At 46.7% G+C, this 15675-nt stretch carries 29 protein-coding genes (1 of these 29 cut by a window edge); all 29 read left to right on the forward strand.

What is annotated here, in order from left to right:
- Positions 1-11: 11 nt before the first annotated feature.
- Positions 12-2111 carry an elongation factor G gene (fusA, locus tag Q7C_RS11460; RefSeq protein ID WP_041366720.1) on the forward strand — a complete coding sequence of 700 codons (2100 nt, stop codon included), beginning with the start codon at positions 12-14 and terminating at the stop codon, positions 2109-2111.
- A gap of 26 nt (positions 2112-2137) precedes the next feature.
- Positions 2138-3328, forward strand: a complete 1191-nt coding sequence (gene tuf, locus Q7C_RS11465; RefSeq protein WP_014704932.1) for an elongation factor Tu — start codon at positions 2138-2140, stop codon at positions 3326-3328.
- A 5-nt stretch (positions 3329-3333) separates the two neighbouring features.
- A complete protein-coding gene (gene rpsJ, locus Q7C_RS11470) occupies positions 3334-3648 on the forward strand; it encodes a 30S ribosomal protein S10 (RefSeq protein ID WP_014704944.1) in 315 nt (104 codons plus the stop codon).
- Between the two features lie 13 nt (positions 3649-3661).
- Entirely contained in the window at positions 3662-4294 is a 633-nt protein-coding gene (rplC, locus tag Q7C_RS11475) for a 50S ribosomal protein L3 (RefSeq protein ID WP_014704945.1), read from the forward strand.
- 22 nt (positions 4295-4316) lie between these two features.
- Positions 4317-4934, forward strand: coding sequence for a 50S ribosomal protein L4 (gene rplD / locus Q7C_RS11480; protein WP_014704946.1), 618 nt, complete (start codon positions 4317-4319; stop codon positions 4932-4934).
- Entirely contained in the window at positions 4931-5224 is a 294-nt protein-coding gene (gene rplW, locus Q7C_RS11485) for a 50S ribosomal protein L23 (protein ID WP_014704947.1), read from the forward strand. The genes rplD and rplW overlap by 4 nt, the downstream gene beginning before the upstream one ends.
- A 27-nt stretch (positions 5225-5251) precedes the next feature.
- Positions 5252-6079: a 50S ribosomal protein L2 gene (rplB, locus tag Q7C_RS11490; RefSeq protein WP_014704948.1), complete on the forward strand. Its 828-nt coding sequence runs from the start codon at positions 5252-5254 to the stop codon at positions 6077-6079.
- Positions 6080-6098: 19 nt separating this feature from the next.
- Entirely contained in the window at positions 6099-6374 is a 276-nt protein-coding gene (rpsS, locus tag Q7C_RS11495) for a 30S ribosomal protein S19 (protein ID WP_014704949.1), read from the forward strand.
- 9 nt (positions 6375-6383) lie between these two features.
- Positions 6384-6716 carry a 50S ribosomal protein L22 gene (rplV, locus tag Q7C_RS11500; RefSeq protein WP_014704950.1) on the forward strand — a complete coding sequence of 111 codons (333 nt, stop codon included), beginning with the start codon at positions 6384-6386 and terminating at the stop codon, positions 6714-6716.
- A gap of 12 nt (positions 6717-6728) precedes the next feature.
- Positions 6729-7394, forward strand: coding sequence for a 30S ribosomal protein S3 (gene rpsC, locus Q7C_RS11505; RefSeq protein ID WP_014704951.1), 666 nt, complete (start codon positions 6729-6731; stop codon positions 7392-7394).
- A gap of 11 nt (positions 7395-7405) precedes the next feature.
- Positions 7406-7819, forward strand: coding sequence for a 50S ribosomal protein L16 (gene rplP, locus Q7C_RS11510; protein ID WP_014704952.1), 414 nt, complete (start codon positions 7406-7408; stop codon positions 7817-7819).
- Positions 7819-8004, forward strand: coding sequence for a 50S ribosomal protein L29 (gene rpmC / locus Q7C_RS11515; protein ID WP_014704953.1), 186 nt, complete (start codon positions 7819-7821; stop codon positions 8002-8004). Before rplP ends, rpmC begins: the two co-directional genes overlap by 1 nt.
- Positions 8005-8013: 9 nt before the next feature.
- Entirely contained in the window at positions 8014-8274 is a 261-nt protein-coding gene (gene rpsQ, locus Q7C_RS11520) for a 30S ribosomal protein S17 (RefSeq protein ID WP_014704954.1), read from the forward strand.
- A gap of 27 nt (positions 8275-8301) precedes the next feature.
- Positions 8302-8670 (forward strand): 50S ribosomal protein L14, encoded by a 369-nt coding sequence (rplN, locus tag Q7C_RS11525; RefSeq protein WP_014704955.1) that lies wholly within the window; start codon positions 8302-8304, stop codon positions 8668-8670.
- A gap of 16 nt (positions 8671-8686) precedes the next feature.
- Positions 8687-9004 carry a 50S ribosomal protein L24 gene (rplX, locus tag Q7C_RS11530; RefSeq protein ID WP_014704956.1) on the forward strand — a complete coding sequence of 106 codons (318 nt, stop codon included), beginning with the start codon at positions 8687-8689 and terminating at the stop codon, positions 9002-9004.
- 20 nt (positions 9005-9024) lie between these two features.
- Positions 9025-9564 (forward strand): 50S ribosomal protein L5, encoded by a 540-nt coding sequence (gene rplE / locus Q7C_RS11535; RefSeq protein ID WP_014704957.1) that lies wholly within the window; start codon positions 9025-9027, stop codon positions 9562-9564.
- A 24-nt stretch (positions 9565-9588) separates the two neighbouring features.
- On the forward strand, positions 9589-9894 hold the full coding sequence (gene rpsN, locus Q7C_RS11540) for a 30S ribosomal protein S14 (protein WP_014704958.1): 306 nt from the start codon (positions 9589-9591) through the stop codon (positions 9892-9894).
- Positions 9895-9923: 29 nt separating this feature from the next.
- Positions 9924-10319, forward strand: coding sequence for a 30S ribosomal protein S8 (rpsH, locus tag Q7C_RS11545; protein WP_014704959.1), 396 nt, complete (start codon positions 9924-9926; stop codon positions 10317-10319).
- Between the two features lie 26 nt (positions 10320-10345).
- Entirely contained in the window at positions 10346-10879 is a 534-nt protein-coding gene (gene rplF, locus Q7C_RS11550; RefSeq protein ID WP_014704960.1) for a 50S ribosomal protein L6, read from the forward strand.
- Between the two features lie 12 nt (positions 10880-10891).
- Complete coding sequence (rplR, locus tag Q7C_RS11555; RefSeq protein ID WP_041366721.1) at positions 10892-11245, forward strand: 50S ribosomal protein L18; 354 nt, start codon at positions 10892-10894, stop codon at positions 11243-11245.
- Positions 11246-11263: 18 nt separating this feature from the next.
- On the forward strand, positions 11264-11773 hold the full coding sequence (gene rpsE / locus Q7C_RS11560; RefSeq protein WP_014704962.1) for a 30S ribosomal protein S5: 510 nt from the start codon (positions 11264-11266) through the stop codon (positions 11771-11773).
- 5 nt (positions 11774-11778) lie between these two features.
- The gene (gene rpmD, locus Q7C_RS11565) at positions 11779-11970 is read left to right on the forward strand and encodes a 50S ribosomal protein L30 (RefSeq protein WP_014704963.1); all 192 of its coding nucleotides are present in this window, start codon (positions 11779-11781) and stop codon (positions 11968-11970) included.
- Positions 11970-12404, forward strand: a complete 435-nt coding sequence (gene rplO / locus Q7C_RS11570; RefSeq protein ID WP_014704964.1) for a 50S ribosomal protein L15 — start codon at positions 11970-11972, stop codon at positions 12402-12404. Before rpmD ends, rplO begins: the two co-directional genes overlap by 1 nt.
- A 7-nt stretch (positions 12405-12411) precedes the next feature.
- Positions 12412-13764, forward strand: a complete 1353-nt coding sequence (gene secY / locus Q7C_RS11575; protein WP_014704965.1) for a preprotein translocase subunit SecY — start codon at positions 12412-12414, stop codon at positions 13762-13764.
- Between the two features lie 32 nt (positions 13765-13796).
- Complete coding sequence (rpmJ, locus tag Q7C_RS11580; protein ID WP_014704966.1) at positions 13797-13910, forward strand: 50S ribosomal protein L36; 114 nt, start codon at positions 13797-13799, stop codon at positions 13908-13910.
- Positions 13911-13997: 87 nt separating this feature from the next.
- The gene (rpsM, locus tag Q7C_RS11585) at positions 13998-14351 is read left to right on the forward strand and encodes a 30S ribosomal protein S13 (protein WP_014704967.1); all 354 of its coding nucleotides are present in this window, start codon (positions 13998-14000) and stop codon (positions 14349-14351) included.
- A gap of 11 nt (positions 14352-14362) precedes the next feature.
- Entirely contained in the window at positions 14363-14752 is a 390-nt protein-coding gene (gene rpsK, locus Q7C_RS11590) for a 30S ribosomal protein S11 (protein ID WP_014704968.1), read from the forward strand.
- Positions 14753-14772: 20 nt separating this feature from the next.
- Positions 14773-15393 (forward strand): 30S ribosomal protein S4, encoded by a 621-nt coding sequence (gene rpsD / locus Q7C_RS11595; RefSeq protein WP_014704969.1) that lies wholly within the window; start codon positions 14773-14775, stop codon positions 15391-15393.
- Positions 15394-15433: 40 nt separating this feature from the next.
- Positions 15434-15675, forward strand: partial view of a DNA-directed RNA polymerase subunit alpha gene (locus Q7C_RS11600; protein WP_014704970.1) — the 5' end (the start) only. It continues 742 nt past the right edge of the window; only the first 242 of its 984 coding nucleotides appear in the window; it begins with the start codon at positions 15434-15436; its stop codon lies beyond the right edge, outside the window.

Here is a 15675-nt window from a genome sequence, read left to right on the forward strand (position 1 = left end):
GAGTAGCTATCGTGCCACGCATTACACCTATTAATCGATACCGGAATATCGGGATTATGGCGCATATTGACGCGGGTAAAACCACGACAACAGAGCGTGTGCTGTTCTATACCGGTATTTCGCATAAGATCGGTGAGGTACATGATGGCGCGGCAACAATGGACTGGATGGCTCAGGAGCAAGAACGAGGCATCACAATCACCTCTGCTGCGACGACCTGCTTTTGGGCAGGCATGGATCAGCAATTTCCCCAGCATCGCATTAATATTATTGATACCCCAGGGCACGTAGATTTTACCATTGAAGTCGAGCGTTCATTACGTGTACTTGATGGTGCAGTCGCTGTATTTTGTGCGGTTGGTGGTGTTGAGCCTCAGTCAGAAACCGTTTGGCGGCAAGCCAATAAATATCACGTCCCAAGACTGGCATTCGTCAATAAGATGGATCGGCAAGGGGCAAACTTCCTGCGCGTTGTTGAGCAAATTCAAAAGCGTTTGGCAGCACGTCCTGTGGTTATGCAATTACCGATTGGGGCTGAAGAAACCTTTGAAGGTGTTGTCGACTTGGTTCGCATGAAGGCAATTTACTGGAATCAAGATGATATGGGCGCAACGTATGAAGCCCGTGATATTCCTGAATCCATGCAGTCCCAGTGCCAAGTGTATCGAGAAAATCTGGTCGAAGCTGCGGCAGAAGCTGATGAAACCCTGATGAATTTATATCTGGAAACTGGGGAGTTATCTGAAGAGCAGATCAAAGCCGGAATTCGTAAGCAAGTGCTTGCCAATGAGGTTGTGCCGGCATTTTGTGGTAGTGCCTTTAAGAACAAAGGTGTTCAGGCCGTTTTAGATGCGGTTGTCGAATATTTACCATCCCCTGCAGAAGTACCAGCGATAAAAGGCTTGGTTGATGTTGACGATGAAACCTATGCCACCCGTGAAGCGGATGATGAAGAACCGTTTTCAGCGCTGGCATTCAAAATCGCCACAGATTCTTTTGTCGGCACCCTGACATTCTTTCGCGTTTATTCCGGTGTGCTCAAGTCCGGTGATGCGGTGTTTAATCCGGTGAAAGGCAAAAAAGAACGTATTGGCCGGTTAGTGCAAATGCATGCTAATAGTCGAGAAGAAATCACAGAAGTTTATGCTGGTGACATTGCGGCAGCAATCGGTTTAAAAGATACAACGACAGGTGAAACGCTGTGTCATCCAGATCAACCTATTACGCTAGAGCGAATGGAGTTTCCGGAACCGGTTATCTCTGTTGCGATTGAGCCACGCACACAAGCCGATCAAGAAAAAATGAGTATCGCTCTAGGCAAGCTTGCCAAGGAAGATCCCTCATTTCGTGTTTCCACTGATGAAGAGTCGGCACAAACAATTATTGCCGGTATGGGTGAGTTGCATTTGGATATCATCGTGGATCGAATGAAGCGCGAATTCAATGTGGATGCCAACGTGGGTGCGCCGCAGGTTTCTTATCGGGAAACGATCCGTAAAACAGTCGAGTCCGAAGGTAAGTTTGTGCGCCAGAGTGGTGGTAAAGGCCAATATGGACACGTTTGGTTGAAGCTTGAACCGCAACAGCAAGGTGCCGGCTATGCCTTTGAAAATGCGACTGTCGGCGGTTCAGTGCCAAAAGAATTTATTTCATCTGTAGATAAGGGTATACAAGAGCAGATGAAAAATGGTGTAATAGCCGGCTATCCTGTGGAAGATGTTAAAGTCACATTGTTTGACGGCTCTTATCACGATGTTGACTCCAATGAGATGGCCTTTAAAGTGGCTGGCTCAATGGCGTTCAGAAATGGTGCCCTCGAAGCATCCCCAGCATTGCTGGAACCCATCATGAAGATTGAGGTGGTTACCCCTGAAGATTACATGGGTGACGTGATGGGGGATTTAAATCGCCGCCGCGGTATGGTTAGCGGCATGGACGATGTGCCTAGCGGCAAAGTTATCCGGGCGGAAGTGCCCCTTGCAGAAATGTTTGGTTACGCAACTGATTTGCGTTCTGCAACACAAGGTCGGGCGACGTACTCTATGGAGTTCGCCAAGTACAGTGAAATACCAGGCAATGTGGCAGATGCGATCATTAACAAGTCGAAATAAATACAAGTTTTAACGAGGTAGACGAGATGTCCAAGGCAAAATTTGAACGTAGTAAACCCCACGTCAATGTGGGCACCATTGGTCACGTTGACCATGGTAAAACCACGCTGACAGCGGCGATCACTAAAGTATTGGGTGAGATGAGTGGCGGCGAATTCAAAGATTACGCGGATATTGATAACGCACCGGAAGAAAGAGAGCGTGGTATCACTATCTCCACAGCACACGTTGAGTACGAAACGGCCAACCGTCACTACGCCCACGTAGACTGCCCGGGTCACGCTGACTATGTGAAAAACATGATCACAGGTGCGGCGCAAATGGACGGCGCGATTTTGGTAGTTAATGCTGCTGACGGCCCGATGCCGCAAACGCGTGAACACATCCTGCTGTCACGTCAGGTTGGCGTCCCTTACATCATCGTCTACCTGAACAAAGCCGACATGGTTGACGACGCAGAACTGATTGAATTGGTTGAAATGGAAGTTCGTGAACTTCTGGACACCTATGACTTCCCTGGTGATGACACGCCAATCGTTGTTGGTTCTGCTCTGAAAGCATTGGAAGGCGACACAAGCGACATTGGTGCACCTTCTATTATTAAGCTGGCTGAAGCGATGGACAGCTACTTCCCAGAGCCAGAACGTGCTATCGATGGCGCCTTCCTGATGCCAATCGAAGACGTCTTTTCAATCTCTGGTCGTGGTACCGTTGTGACTGGTCGTGTCGAGCGCGGCATTGTTAAAGTTGGCGACGAACTGGAAATCGTTGGTATCAAAGATACCCAGAAAACGACCTGTACTGGTGTTGAAATGTTCCGCAAATTGCTGGACCAAGGCCAGGCTGGTGATAACGTTGGTGTATTGCTGCGTGGTACCAAGCGTGAAGAAGTTGACCGTGGTCAAGTACTGGCGCATCCGGGCACCATCAAACCACATACCCGTTTTGAAGCAGAAGTTTACATTCTGTCGAAAGATGAAGGTGGTCGCCACACGCCATTTTTCAATGGCTACCGTCCACAGTTTTATTTCCGTACTACAGACGTTACCGGTGCGTGCGAACTGCCATCGGGTGTTGAAATGGTAATGCCTGGAGACAACGTCAAAATGGACGTAACCCTGATTGCACCGATTGCGATGGAAGAAGGTTTGCGTTTTGCGATTCGTGAAGGCGGCCGCACCGTTGGTGCCGGTGTCGTTAGTAAAATTACTGAGTAATAGAAATGGCAACAACCCAAACTATTAGAATTCGACTGAAATCATTTGATCATCGTTTGATTGATCAGTCAGCAAAAGAAATTGTGGAAACAGCAAAACGGACAGGTGCACGTATTAATGGCCCGATCCCTTTGCCGACGAAAAAAGAGCGGTTCACTGTGCTGATTTCGCCACACGTTAACAAAGATGCCCGTGAGCAATATGAAATGCGGACCCACAAGCGTCTGATGGATATTGTCGAGCCAACTGATAAAACAGTTGATGCATTAATGAAGCTGGACCTCGCCGCGGGCGTTGATGTCCAGATTAAATTGAATTAAGAGGGGTTGGGTCATGACTATCGGACTCATCGGTCGTAAACGTGGTATGACACGCATCTTTTCTGAAGATGGTGTGTCGACGCCAGTCACGGTCATTGAAATTGAACCTAACCGTGTCAGTCAGCTGAAAACAGTTGATACGGATGGGTATAACGCTATTCAGCTTACAGTTGGTGCCCGTAAAGCATCACGTGTAAGCAAGCCTGAAGCAGGCCATTTTGCGAAAGCGGAAGCCGAAGCAGGAAGCAAAGTATGTGAATTCCGGGTAGAAGCGTTAGACGACTATCAGGTTGGTTCAGAAATTAAAGTTGATCTATTTGAAGCAGGCCAAAAAATTGATGTGTCTGGCTTGACCAAAGGTAAAGGCTTTGCCGGTGTTGTAAAACGTTATGGCTTTGGTGGTGGTGACGCGACACATGGTAACTCATTGTCACACCGCGCCCCGGGTTCAATTGGTCAATGTCAAACGCCAGGTCGTGTATTTAAAGGCAAAAAAATGGCAGGCCATATGGGTGACAAGCAACGCACACTGCAAAACTTGTCTGTCGTCAGAGTCGATGCGGAACGTAATCTACTGTTGGTCAAGGGCTCTGTCCCTGGTTCAACTGGTAGCAATATTGTGATTCGCCCGGCTGTGAAAGCCTAAAGATTCTAAGAGGATTATTAAAGTGGATCTTCAGTTACATTCATTCGACGGCAAAAAAGCGGGAAGTATTACAGTTTCCGATGCATTGCTGGATCGCGATTACAACGAGGCATTGGTTCACCAGGTCGTGACTGCTTTCTTGGCAGGTTCCCGCGCTGGTACTCATGCTCAGAAAACACGCTCTGAAGTAAGTGGTGGTGGTAGAAAACCATTCTCACAAAAGGGCAGTGGACGTGCGCGTGCTGGTACGATTCGTAGCCCACTGTGGCGCACAGGCGGCGTGACATTTGCTGCGAAAAATCGCGACTATAGTCAAAAAGTTAATCGCAAAATGTATCGTAGTGCTATCTCAAGCATTTTGTCAGAGTTGCGTCGTCAAGAGTCACTTATCGTAGTCGATAAGTTTGATTTGGACAGCCCAAAAACAAAAGATTTGCTTAGCAAAACACAATCACTGGGTGTGACAAACGCACTGATTATTTCTGAGTCAGCTGCCGGTAATTTGGCGTTGGCCTCTCGCAACTTATATGACATTGCTGCAACAGATGTGGCTAATGTTAATCCAGTTGCTTTGTTGCGCTTTGAGAAAGTTGTGATGAGCGAAGACTCTATTCGCAAACTTGAGGAGTCATACGCATGAACTCAGAACGGTTAAGCAAAATCATCTTAGGTCCGGTTGTGGCTGAAAAAGCAACGCGGGTCGCTGAGAACGATAATCAGGTAGTACTTAAGGTTCTGCCAAACGCCAACAAGACAGAAATCAAATATGCAGTCGAAAGACTGTTTGATGTCAAAGTTGCAGCAGTCAATACAAGTCAGGTTAAAGGTAAAGTCAAACGTGCTGGCCGTCATCTGGGTAAGCGCGCAGACTGGAAAAAAGCTTATGTGACCTTGGCTGATGGGGCTGACCTGAACTTCCTTGGCGAATAAAAATAGAATACGGGTGAGGAATCAGTAATGGCATTAAGAAAGGCAAAGCCAACATCAGCAGGACGTCGATTTGTTGTTGAAGTCAATACGCCGGGTCTATTCACCGGAGCGCCATATGCGCCACTGGTTGAAAAGAAATCAAAAAATGGCGGGCGCAACAATGCAGGTCGTATTACCGTACGCCACAAAGGTGGTGGTCACAAGCAACGTTACCGCTTGATTGACTTCAAACGTAACAAAGACGGTATTGCAGCAACCGTAGAGCGGATTGAATACGATCCGAATCGGACTGCGCATATCGCGTTGTTGAAATATGCCGATGGTGAAAAACGTTACATCGTGGCACCAAAAGGTGTGCAAGCAGGTGATCGTCTTGACTCGGGTGAGGAAGCAGCAATTCGAGCAGGTAATTGCTTGAAACTCTCTGCTATTCCGCTCGGTAGTACGGTTCATTGCATCGAGTTGAAACCAGGTAAAGGTGCACAGCTGGCACGCAGTGCTGGCACCAGTGCCCAATACGTTGCTCGTGAAAATGGCTATGCCACAATTCGTTTGCGCAGTGGTGAGACACGTAAGGTCTCGTTGGATTGCAAAGCAACGTTAGGTGAAGTTAGTAATGGTGAACACTCATTACGTTCATTAGGTAAAGCCGGTGCAAAACGGTGGCGTGGTGTTCGTCCAACTGTTCGAGGCGTGGTAATGAACCCGGTTGATCACCCACATGGTGGTGGTGAGGGTCGTACCTCAGGTGGTCGTCACCCAGTTACACCATGGGGTGTACCAACGAAGGGTTATAAAACCCGTAAAAACAAACGTACAGATAACATGATTGTACGTCGTCGTAACCGTAAATAATTAAAGGCTAGGAACTATAATGCCGCGTTCAATTAAAAAAGGTCCGTTTATAGACCAGCACCTTGAAAAGAAGGTCTTGGAAGCGATCGAAGCCAATAATAAACGTCCGATCAAAACCTGGTCGCGCCGTTCAATGATTTCACCTGAGATGATCGGGCTGACATTGGCTGTTCACAACGGTAAACAGCATGTACCCGTGTTTGTTACTGAAGATATGGTGGGGCACAAGTTGGGTGAGTTTTCACCAACGCGCACCTTTAAAGGTCATGCCGCTGATAAGAAAGCGAAGCGATAAGGTTTAGATATGGCGACAAAAGCAAAACTCACTTATGCACGCATTTCTGCACAGAAAGTGCGGTTAGTGGCAGATCAGATTCGTGGTTTGCCGGTAGAGCGGGCAATTAACTTGCTGGCCTTCAGCCCAAAAAAAGCAGCCGAGATTATGAAAGGCGTGCTGGATTCGGCGATTGCCAATGCGGAACACAATGATGGGGCAGACATTGATGAGTTGTATGTCTCAGCTGTGATGGTTGATGACGGTCCGACTATGAAGCGTATGTCACCACGTGCTAAAGGCCGTGGTAACCGTATCCTTAAACGTACAAGCCACATCACAGTGGTTGTAGACGAAAAGTAAGAGAGAATACTTATGGGACAAAAGGTTCACCCAACAGGTTTCAGACTTGGTATAATTAAAGATTGGAATTCGATCTGGTATGCAGATTCAGCGAATTTCTCAGATATGTTAAATAACGACCTCAAGGTTCGTAACTATCTGAAAGAAAAGCTTTCTCATGCGTCAGTCAGTAAGATTCAAATCGATCGGCCAGCTAAAAATGCCAAGATCACTATTCACACGGCTCGTCCAGGTATCGTGATCGGCAAAAAAGGCGAAGACATTGATAAGCTGCGCCAAGAAGCGTCAGAAATCATGGGTATTCCAGTTAATGTTGGCGTTGAAGAAATCCGTAAGCCGGAGCTGGATGCAACGTTAGTTGCGGAAAGCGTTGCACAGCAACTTGAGCGTCGCATTATGTTCCGTCGTGCTATGAAGCGTGCCGTTACCAATACAATGCGCTTAGGTGCGGAAGGTATTCGGATTAACGTCGCTGGTCGTTTGAATGGTGCTGAAATCGCACGTACCGAATGGTATCGCGAAGGTCGTGTGCCATTGCACACACTTCGTGCCGATATTGATTATGGTACAGCGGAAGCCAAAACTACTTACGGCATTATTGGCGTTAAGGTTTGGATTTTTAAAGGTGAAGTATTTGATGCGCAAGCGCAGCAAAACGCACCAGCAGCAGAAAAATAAGGTTATAACCGATGTTACAGCCAAAAAGAACGAAATTTAGAAAGCAGCAAAAACTGCGTAACCGTGGGCTTGCCCATCGTGGCGCAAAAGTCAGCTTTGGCGAGTTTGGCTTGAAATCACTTGAGCGTGGCCGTATTACGGCGCGTCAGATTGAAGCCGCACGTCGTGCCATGACGCGCCATATCAAGCGTGGCGGTAAAATTTGGATTCGAGTATTTCCTGACAAACCAATTTCCAGTAAGCCGTTGGAAGTTCGTCAGGGTAAGGGTAAGGGTAATGTTGAGTATTGGGTGGCCAATGTTCAGCCTGGCCGTATGCTCTATGAGATGGAAGGGGTTGGTGAGGATGTGGCACGGGAAGCATTCCGTTTAGCTGCCGCCAAGCTTCCTGTTAAAACGACATTTGTAACGCGAGCGATACTGTAATGAAAGCGAGTGAAATCAGACAAAAATCTGCTGAAGATCTGGCTAAAGAGCTTGGCGAGCTTCACAAAGAGCAATTCAATTTGCGGATGCAGCATGCCACTGGTCAGCTGCAGCGCAGTAGTGAATTGAATCGTGTGCGCCGCGATATCGCGCGTATCAAAACTGTACTGACTGAGAAAGAATAAGGCACTGATATGAGTGAACAACAAAACCAAGCACGTTCTTTATTGGGTCGTGTCGTCAGTGACAAGATGGATAAGACCATCACCGTTCTGGTTGAGCGCAGTGTTGCCCACCCAATTTATAAAAAATATGTCAAACGTTCCACCAAGCTGCATGTGCATGATGAAAAGAATGAGTGCCAGATCGGTGACGTAGTTAGTGTTGCCTCATCGCGCCCGCTGTCTAAGACAAAGTGCTGGAAGTTGGTCGACATTATCGAACGTGCGAAATAAGCAACTATTCAGTTTGGAGTTTAGACCATGATTCAAATGCAAAGCAGCCTGGAAGTGGCCGATAACAGTGGCGCTAAACGGGTAGAGTGCATCAAAGTGTTAGGCGGTTCACACCGTCGTTATGCGGGTATTGGTGACATTATCAAAGTTACCATTAAAGAAGCGGCACCACGCGGTAAAGTCAAAAAAGGCGATGTTCATAACGCTGTTATTGTCAGAACGCGCAAAGGTGTACGTCGTCCTGATGGTTCAGTTGTCCGTTTTGATACAAATGCGGCTGTGTTACTGAATAGTGCCCATCAGCCGATTGGTACTCGTATTTTCGGCCCGGTAACCCGTGAGCTTCGTGGAGAGAAATTCATGAAGATTATCTCACTGGCACCGGAAGTACTTTAAGTAGGAGCGCTGAGTAATGGAAAGATTAGTTAAAGGCGATCAAGTCGTCGTCACGACCGGTAAAGATCGTGGCAAACAAGGCGAAATCCTGCGTCGGGTCGAAGGTGGCAAATTTGTTGTGCAAGGTATTAACCTTGTTAAAAAGCATATGAAACCAAACCCGGCGATGGGTCGCACAGGTGGTATCGTTGAGAAAGAAATGCCAATTGATGGCTCGAATCTCGCATTGGTAAATCCGGCTTCAGGCAAGGGTGACAAAGTGGGTTTCAAAATTCTCGAAGATGGCCGAAAAGTTCGCGTCTTCAAGTCAAACGGCGAAACCGTTGGCGCTTGAGCTAGAGTTGGGATATTAAAGTGAGCAGATTAAAAGACTACTACAAAGAGACCGTTGTTAAGCAGCTTCAAGAGCAGTTTGGCTACCAGTCTGTAATGGAAGTACCGCGTATCACAAAAATCACACTGAATATGGGTGTGGGTGAAGCATTAACAGATAAAAAAGTGCTGGAAAATGCTGTTTCTGATATGACGCGTATTGCCGGTCAGAAACCCGTTGTCACTAAGGCGAAAAAATCTGTCGCGGGCTTCAAGGTTCGTGAAGGTTGGCCAATTGGTTGCAAAGTCACTTTGCGTAGCGAGCGGATGTATGACTTTCTTGATCGTCTGATCAGTATTTCCATCCCACGTATTCGTGACTTTCGTGGTCTGAATCCAAAATCATTTGATGGTCAAGGTAACTACAGCTTGGGCGTTAAGGAACAGATCATTTTCCCGGAAATTGAATTCGATAAAATTGATAAAACACGCGGGATGGATATTACCATCACGACCACTGCTAAAACAGCAGAAGAGTCCCGTGCTTTATTGTCGGCATTCAAATTTCCTTTTAGAAAATAAACCAAGTCTGGGTGGAATTAAGTTATGGCTAAACGTTGCATGGTTAATCGCGAGATTAAAAAAGCAAAAACCGTTAAGAAGTACGCTGCGAAACGTGCTGAATTGAAAAAACAAATGCTGGATATGTCACTGACTGCAGAACAACGTGAAACAGCATCTAAAAAGTTTCATTCGTTGCCACGTAATGCCAGTCCATCACGGTTACGTAACCGTTGTGAAATTACTGGCCGTCCGCACGGATATTATCGGAAGTTTGGTTTGTCTCGGAATAAATTGCGTGAACACGCAATGAAAGGCGATATTCCAGGCCTAGTCATGGCTAGTTGGTAACGCCAACCTGATTTGTGGAGCAAAATTAAATGAGTATGACAGATCCTATTGCCGATATGCTGACCCGCATTCGCAATGCCCAGCAGGCCAATAAAGTGGATGTTTCAATGCCCTCATCTAAAATTAAAGTCAGCATCGCTGGCGTGTTGAAGGATGAAGGCTATGTGACTGATTATCAGGTTAGCGATAACGAAGGCAAGCCAACACTGACAATTACGTTGAAATATTTTGAAGGTAAGCCGGTTATTGACCATATCCAGCGCGTTAGCCGTCCAGGTCTGCGCGTCTATCGTTCAGCCAGTAATTTGCCAAAAGTCATTGGCGGTCTTGGTGTAGCAATCGTTTCAACCTCAAAAGGTGTGATGGCTGATCGTAAAGCCCGCGCACTGGGTCAAGGTGGCGAAGTGCTGTGCTCTGTGAGCTAAGCCCAATATTTCGGAGAGAATGAAAAATGTCACGTATTGCAAATGCACCAGTGGAAATTCCCGCCGGCGTGGAAATCTCACTGAAAGATAACGAGATTACAGTTAAGGGTTCAAAAGGTACTTTGTCCCGTGAACTACACCCTGAAGTGGAAGTGGCCCAAGAAGGTTCTTCTTTAACCACTAAAGCGCGCAATAACAGCAAACAAGCTGTTGCGCTAACCGGTACAGCACGTGCCCTTATCAATAATATGGTGCACGGTGTTTCACAGGGTTTTGAAAAACGCCTGACACTGGTTGGTGTCGGTTACCGCGCCAAAGCTCAAGGTAACAAATTAGACCTGACACTCGGCTTTTCTCACCCGGTCCAATACGATGTGCCGGCAGGTGTTTCAATTGATACGCCAAGCCAGACAGAGATCGTCGTGACTGGTGCTGATAAGCAGGTTGTTGGGCAGGTGGCAGCTGATATTCGCGCGTTCCGTGCGCCTGAACCTTATAAGGGTAAAGGTGTTCGTTACAATGATGAATATGTTGCTCGTAAAGAAGCTAAGAAAAAATAATTAGGCGCAAGTATGGATAAGAAATCTTCAAGACTCCGCAGAGCAGCGCGTGCCCGGGCTAAGATTAGAGAGTTGGAAATGAGTCGTTTGACGGTTCATAGAACGCCTCGTCATATCTACGCTCAGGTGTTGGCGCATGATAGTAGTAAGGTCATTGCCCAGGCATCAACGCTGGATCCAGAAGTGAGAAAAGCACTGTCTGCAACTGGTAATAAGGCTGCTGCAGAAGTTGTCGGCAAAATGGTTGCTGAGCGTGCCTCTAAACAAGGGGTGACGGAAGTGGCTTTTGACCGCAGTGGTTTCAGTTATCACGGCAGGGTTAAAGCCTTGGCCGATGCAGCCCGTGAAAACGGTTTGCAGTTCTAATCTATTAAGGTAAGACAGATGGCACAGAATGAACAACGCCAAGCCGCTTCAGATGGCTTGATTGAAAAGTTAGTCGGTATTCGCCGTGTGGCTAAGGTCGTTAAAGGTGGCCGCGTATTCGGTTTTTCAGCACTGACCGTAGTTGGTGATGGTAATGGCCGTGTTGGGTTTGGTCAGGGTAAGGCGCGTGAAGTGCCTGTCGCTATCCAAAAAGCAATGGATGAGGCCAGAAAAAACATGAAGCAAGTTGCGCTGAATGGCGACACATTGCATCATCCTCTGACTTCACGTCATGGTGCGGCAAAGGTGTTCATGCAGCCAGCTTCTGAGGGTACAGGTGTTATCGCCGGTGGTGCGATGCGTGCCGTATTCGATGCGGTTGGTGTTCATAACGTCTTAGCTAAATCAATGGGATCAACAAATCCATTGAACGTGGTTCGTGCCACCATTGATGGGTTGGCCAATATGAATAATCCTGAAGCTATTGCTGCAAAACGTGGCAAATCAGTTGCAGACATTACGGAATAAAAACGATGAGTGCACAGGCAAAATTAAAAGTGACTTTAGTTAAAAGCACTATTGGGCGTTTAGAAAAACACAAAGCTTGTGCAGCTGGTCTTGGCCTGCGTAAAACAGGTAGTTCGGCTGTTGTTTTGGATACGCCAGAAAATCGCGGCATGATTAATCATATTGCATACATGCTTAAGGTTGAGGACGCAGAATAATGAATCTGAATACAATTGCGCCTGCTATTGGCGCGAAAAAAGACGCCAAACGAGTTGGTCGTGGAATTGGCTCGGGTTTAGGTAAAACTGGTGGTCGCGGCCACAAAGGTCAAAAAGCCCGTTCAGGTGGTTTCCATAAAAGAGGCTTTGAAGGTGGTCAAATGCCTTTACAACGCCGTCTGCCTAAAGTTGGTTTTACCTCTCGTAAAGCAAGTACGGTTGCTGAAATTCGTTTGGATACACTGAATAACATCGAAGCGGATGTAATTGATTTGATTATCTTGAAAGCCGCTGGTGCAGTTCCAGAAAATACACAGCGCGTCAAAGTGATTAACTCTGGTGAGTTGACAGCTAAAGTAAGCCTGAAAGGCGTATCTGCAACAGCAGGAGCCAAGAAGGCGATTGAAGCTGCTGGCGGTAAGATCGAAGAGTAAGTAGTAAGTGGAAAAAAACAGACAACAAGCAGCAGCAATGTTAAGCGGAGGCCGCTTTGGGGAGCTCAAGGCCAGGCTTTTGTTTGTCTTGGGCGCATTGCTCGTTTACCGATTGGGTACATTTATTCCTGTGCCTGGAATAAACCCATCGGCACTGGCAATTATGTTTGAGCAACAAAGCGGTACCATCTTGGACATGTTTAACATGTTTTCAGGTGGCGCGCTTGAGCGACTGTCTGTTTTTGCGTTAGGGGTTATGCCCTATATTTCTGCTTCGATCATTATGCAGCTGCTTACGGTCGTGCATCCGAAGCTCGAGCAATTAAAGAAGGAAGGGGCGGCAGGTAAGCGTAAAATCACGCAGTACACCCGTTACGGCACGTTATTGTTAGCGACCTTCCAAGCGATTGGTATTTCAATCGCCCTTGAAGGACAGCAAGCCGGTGGGATGGGCGTCGTCATTGATCCAGGTATGCTTTTCCGGGTAACGGCTGTGATTAGTTTGGTTACCGGTACTATGTTTTTAATGTGGTTAGGTGAGCAGATCACTGAGCGTGGTATTGGCAATGGTATCTCATTGATTATTTTTGCCGGGATTGTTGCCGGTTTGCCGACAGCGATTGGCGGTACGCTGGAATTGGCTCGGACGGGTCAGTTACATACTTTTCTGGTTATCGCGCTACTCGCGTTGGCGCTTGCAGTCACTGCATTTGTGGTATTTGTTGAACGTGGTCAACGTCGCATTCCGGTGCATTATGCGAAGCGGCAGCAAGGTCGTAAAATGATGGCAGGACAGGTGACGCACTTGCCATTAAAGTTAAATATGGCCGGGGTTATTCCACCCATATTTGCGTCTAGTATTATTTTGTTCCCAGCGACTATTGCGGGCTGGTTTGGTAGTTCCGACAGTCTTGGCTGGTTGAAAGATATTTCAACAATGATGTCGCCCGGCCAACCCATGTATGTGTTTGCTTATGCGTTCGCGATTATCTTCTTTTGCTTTTTTTACACTGCCTTAGTGTTTAACCCAAAAGACACAGCTGAAAATCTGCAAAAGTCAGGCGCGTTCATCCCAGGTATTCGCCCTGGTGAACAAACCTTGCGCTATATTGATACGGTCATGGGTAGGTTGACACTGGCTGGGGCAATTTATATTACGGCAGTGTGTTTATTGCCTGAGTTTTTAATCCTTTACTGGAGCGTGCCATTTTATTTTGGTGGTACCTCATTGCTGATCATCGTAGTGGTCACTATGGACTTTGTCTCACAGGTTCAGTCACACATGATGTCGCAGCAGTATGAAAGTTTGATGCGTAAGTCAAACAAAAATAATAACGGTGTTTCTGGCTTTTTGAGCTAGGGAACTGAAGAAGGTTTTGCTGGAGAATACAGATGAAAGTTCAGGCGTCAGTTAAAAAAATTTGTCGTAACTGTAAAATTGTAAAACGAAGTGGCGTAATTCGTGTTATCTGCAAAGAAGCTCGCCACAAACAGCGCCAAGGTTAAGTTGCGCTGTATTTTTAGAATATTGTTGGATAGATAAATTGTATGATACAATTTGCTGTTCACTCCTGAGAAATTTAGGGTAATTTAATGGCTCGTATTGCTGGTATAAATGTTCCTGTGCAAAAGCACACGGTAATTGCTTTGACATCGATTTACGGTATTGGTCGTACTCGTGCGCAACAAATCTGTGCCGATGCGGGCGTGGCGCCGGATGCTAAAATTCGTGACCTGTCTGAAGCTGAGGTTGAGCAACTTCGTGCTGAGGTTGCCAAGTTTAGTGTAGAAGGCGATTTGCGCCGTGAAGTCTCAATGGACATCAAACGCCTTAAAGATCTTGGCTGCTATCGTGGTGTTCGTCATCGCAGAGGCTTGCCAGTACGTGGTCAAAGAACAAAAACTAACGCTCGGACCCGTAAAGGTCCACGTCGCGTGATTAAGTAAGGGAAATCTTCATGGCTAATGCGTCAGCACGTCAACGCAAACGTGTTAAAAAGAATGTCGTGGATGGTGTGGTTCATATTCACGCATCCTTTAATAATACAATCATTACTATTTCTGATCGCCAAGGTAATGCGCTTTCATGGGCAACTGCCGGTGGCTGTGGTTTCCGTGGTTCACGGAAAAGCACTCCATTCGCAGCACAGGTTGCTGCTGAAAAAGCGGGTGAAGTGGTCAAGGAATTTGGTATGAAAAACCTGGATGTCGAAATTAAAGGTCCAGGGCCAGGTCGTGAATCGGCTGTGCGAGCATTAAATAATCTTGGTTTTAAAATTACCAACATCACCGACGTGACACCGATTCCACACAATGGCTGTCGCCCACCCAAGCGTCGTCGTGTTTAAAGGTTTATGGAGTTAGTCTAATGGGAAAATATCGTGGCCCAACTTGCAAGCTGAGTCGTCGTGAAGGCACAGATTTGTTCTTGAAAGCTCGTGGCAATCCGCTGGAAAGTAAATGTAAAATTGAGCAAAAGCCAGGTCAACATGGTGCACGCCGTGGTCGTGACTCGGATTATGCTACTCAGTTGCGTGCGAAACAGCGCATTCGTCGAATGTATGGTGTGTTGGAAAAGCAATTCCGTAATTACTATAAATTGGCGGATCAGAAAAAAGGTGCGACCGGTATTAACTTGTTGAATCTGCTTGAGCAACGTCTTGATAATGTTGTTTACCGTATGGGCTTTGGTGCAACGCGTGCAGAATCACGCCAGTTGGTTTCACATAAAGCCGTGCTAGTTAATAACAAAGTCGTTAATGTTGCCTCTTATCAAGTTAAAGAAGGTGATGTTGTTGAGATTCGTGAGAAAGCCAAAAAGCAAGATCGTATTGTTAATGCGATGTCTGTTGCAGAACAGTTAGGTTTTCCTGAGTGGATTGAAGTCAACACCAAAACGCTTTCCGGCATATTTAAGCGCGCCCCTGAGCGTGATGAATTGCCTGCAGAGCTATCAGAAAACCTGGTTGTTGAGCTCTACTCGAAATAGTTATTAATAAATCTCCACTGAGGTTTACAGAGGAATTTGCATGTCGACTTACACGAGTCAATTTCTAAAGCCAAAGATCGTCGATATACAGAAGCATAGTGACACACGTACGCGTTTGGTTCTTGAACCTTTGGAGCGCGGCTTTGGGCATACACTGGGTAACGCACTTCGTCGAATTTTATTGTCATCGATGGAAGGGGCGGCAGTGGTTGAGGCGCAAATCGATGGTGTGGTTCATGAGTATTCAGCCATTGAAGGTGTGCAAGAGGATGTGCTTGATAT

This window comes from Methylophaga frappieri (genome assembly GCF_000260965.1).
In the GTDB taxonomy this organism is placed as follows: Bacteria; Pseudomonadota; Gammaproteobacteria; order Nitrosococcales; family Methylophagaceae; genus Methylophaga; species Methylophaga frappieri.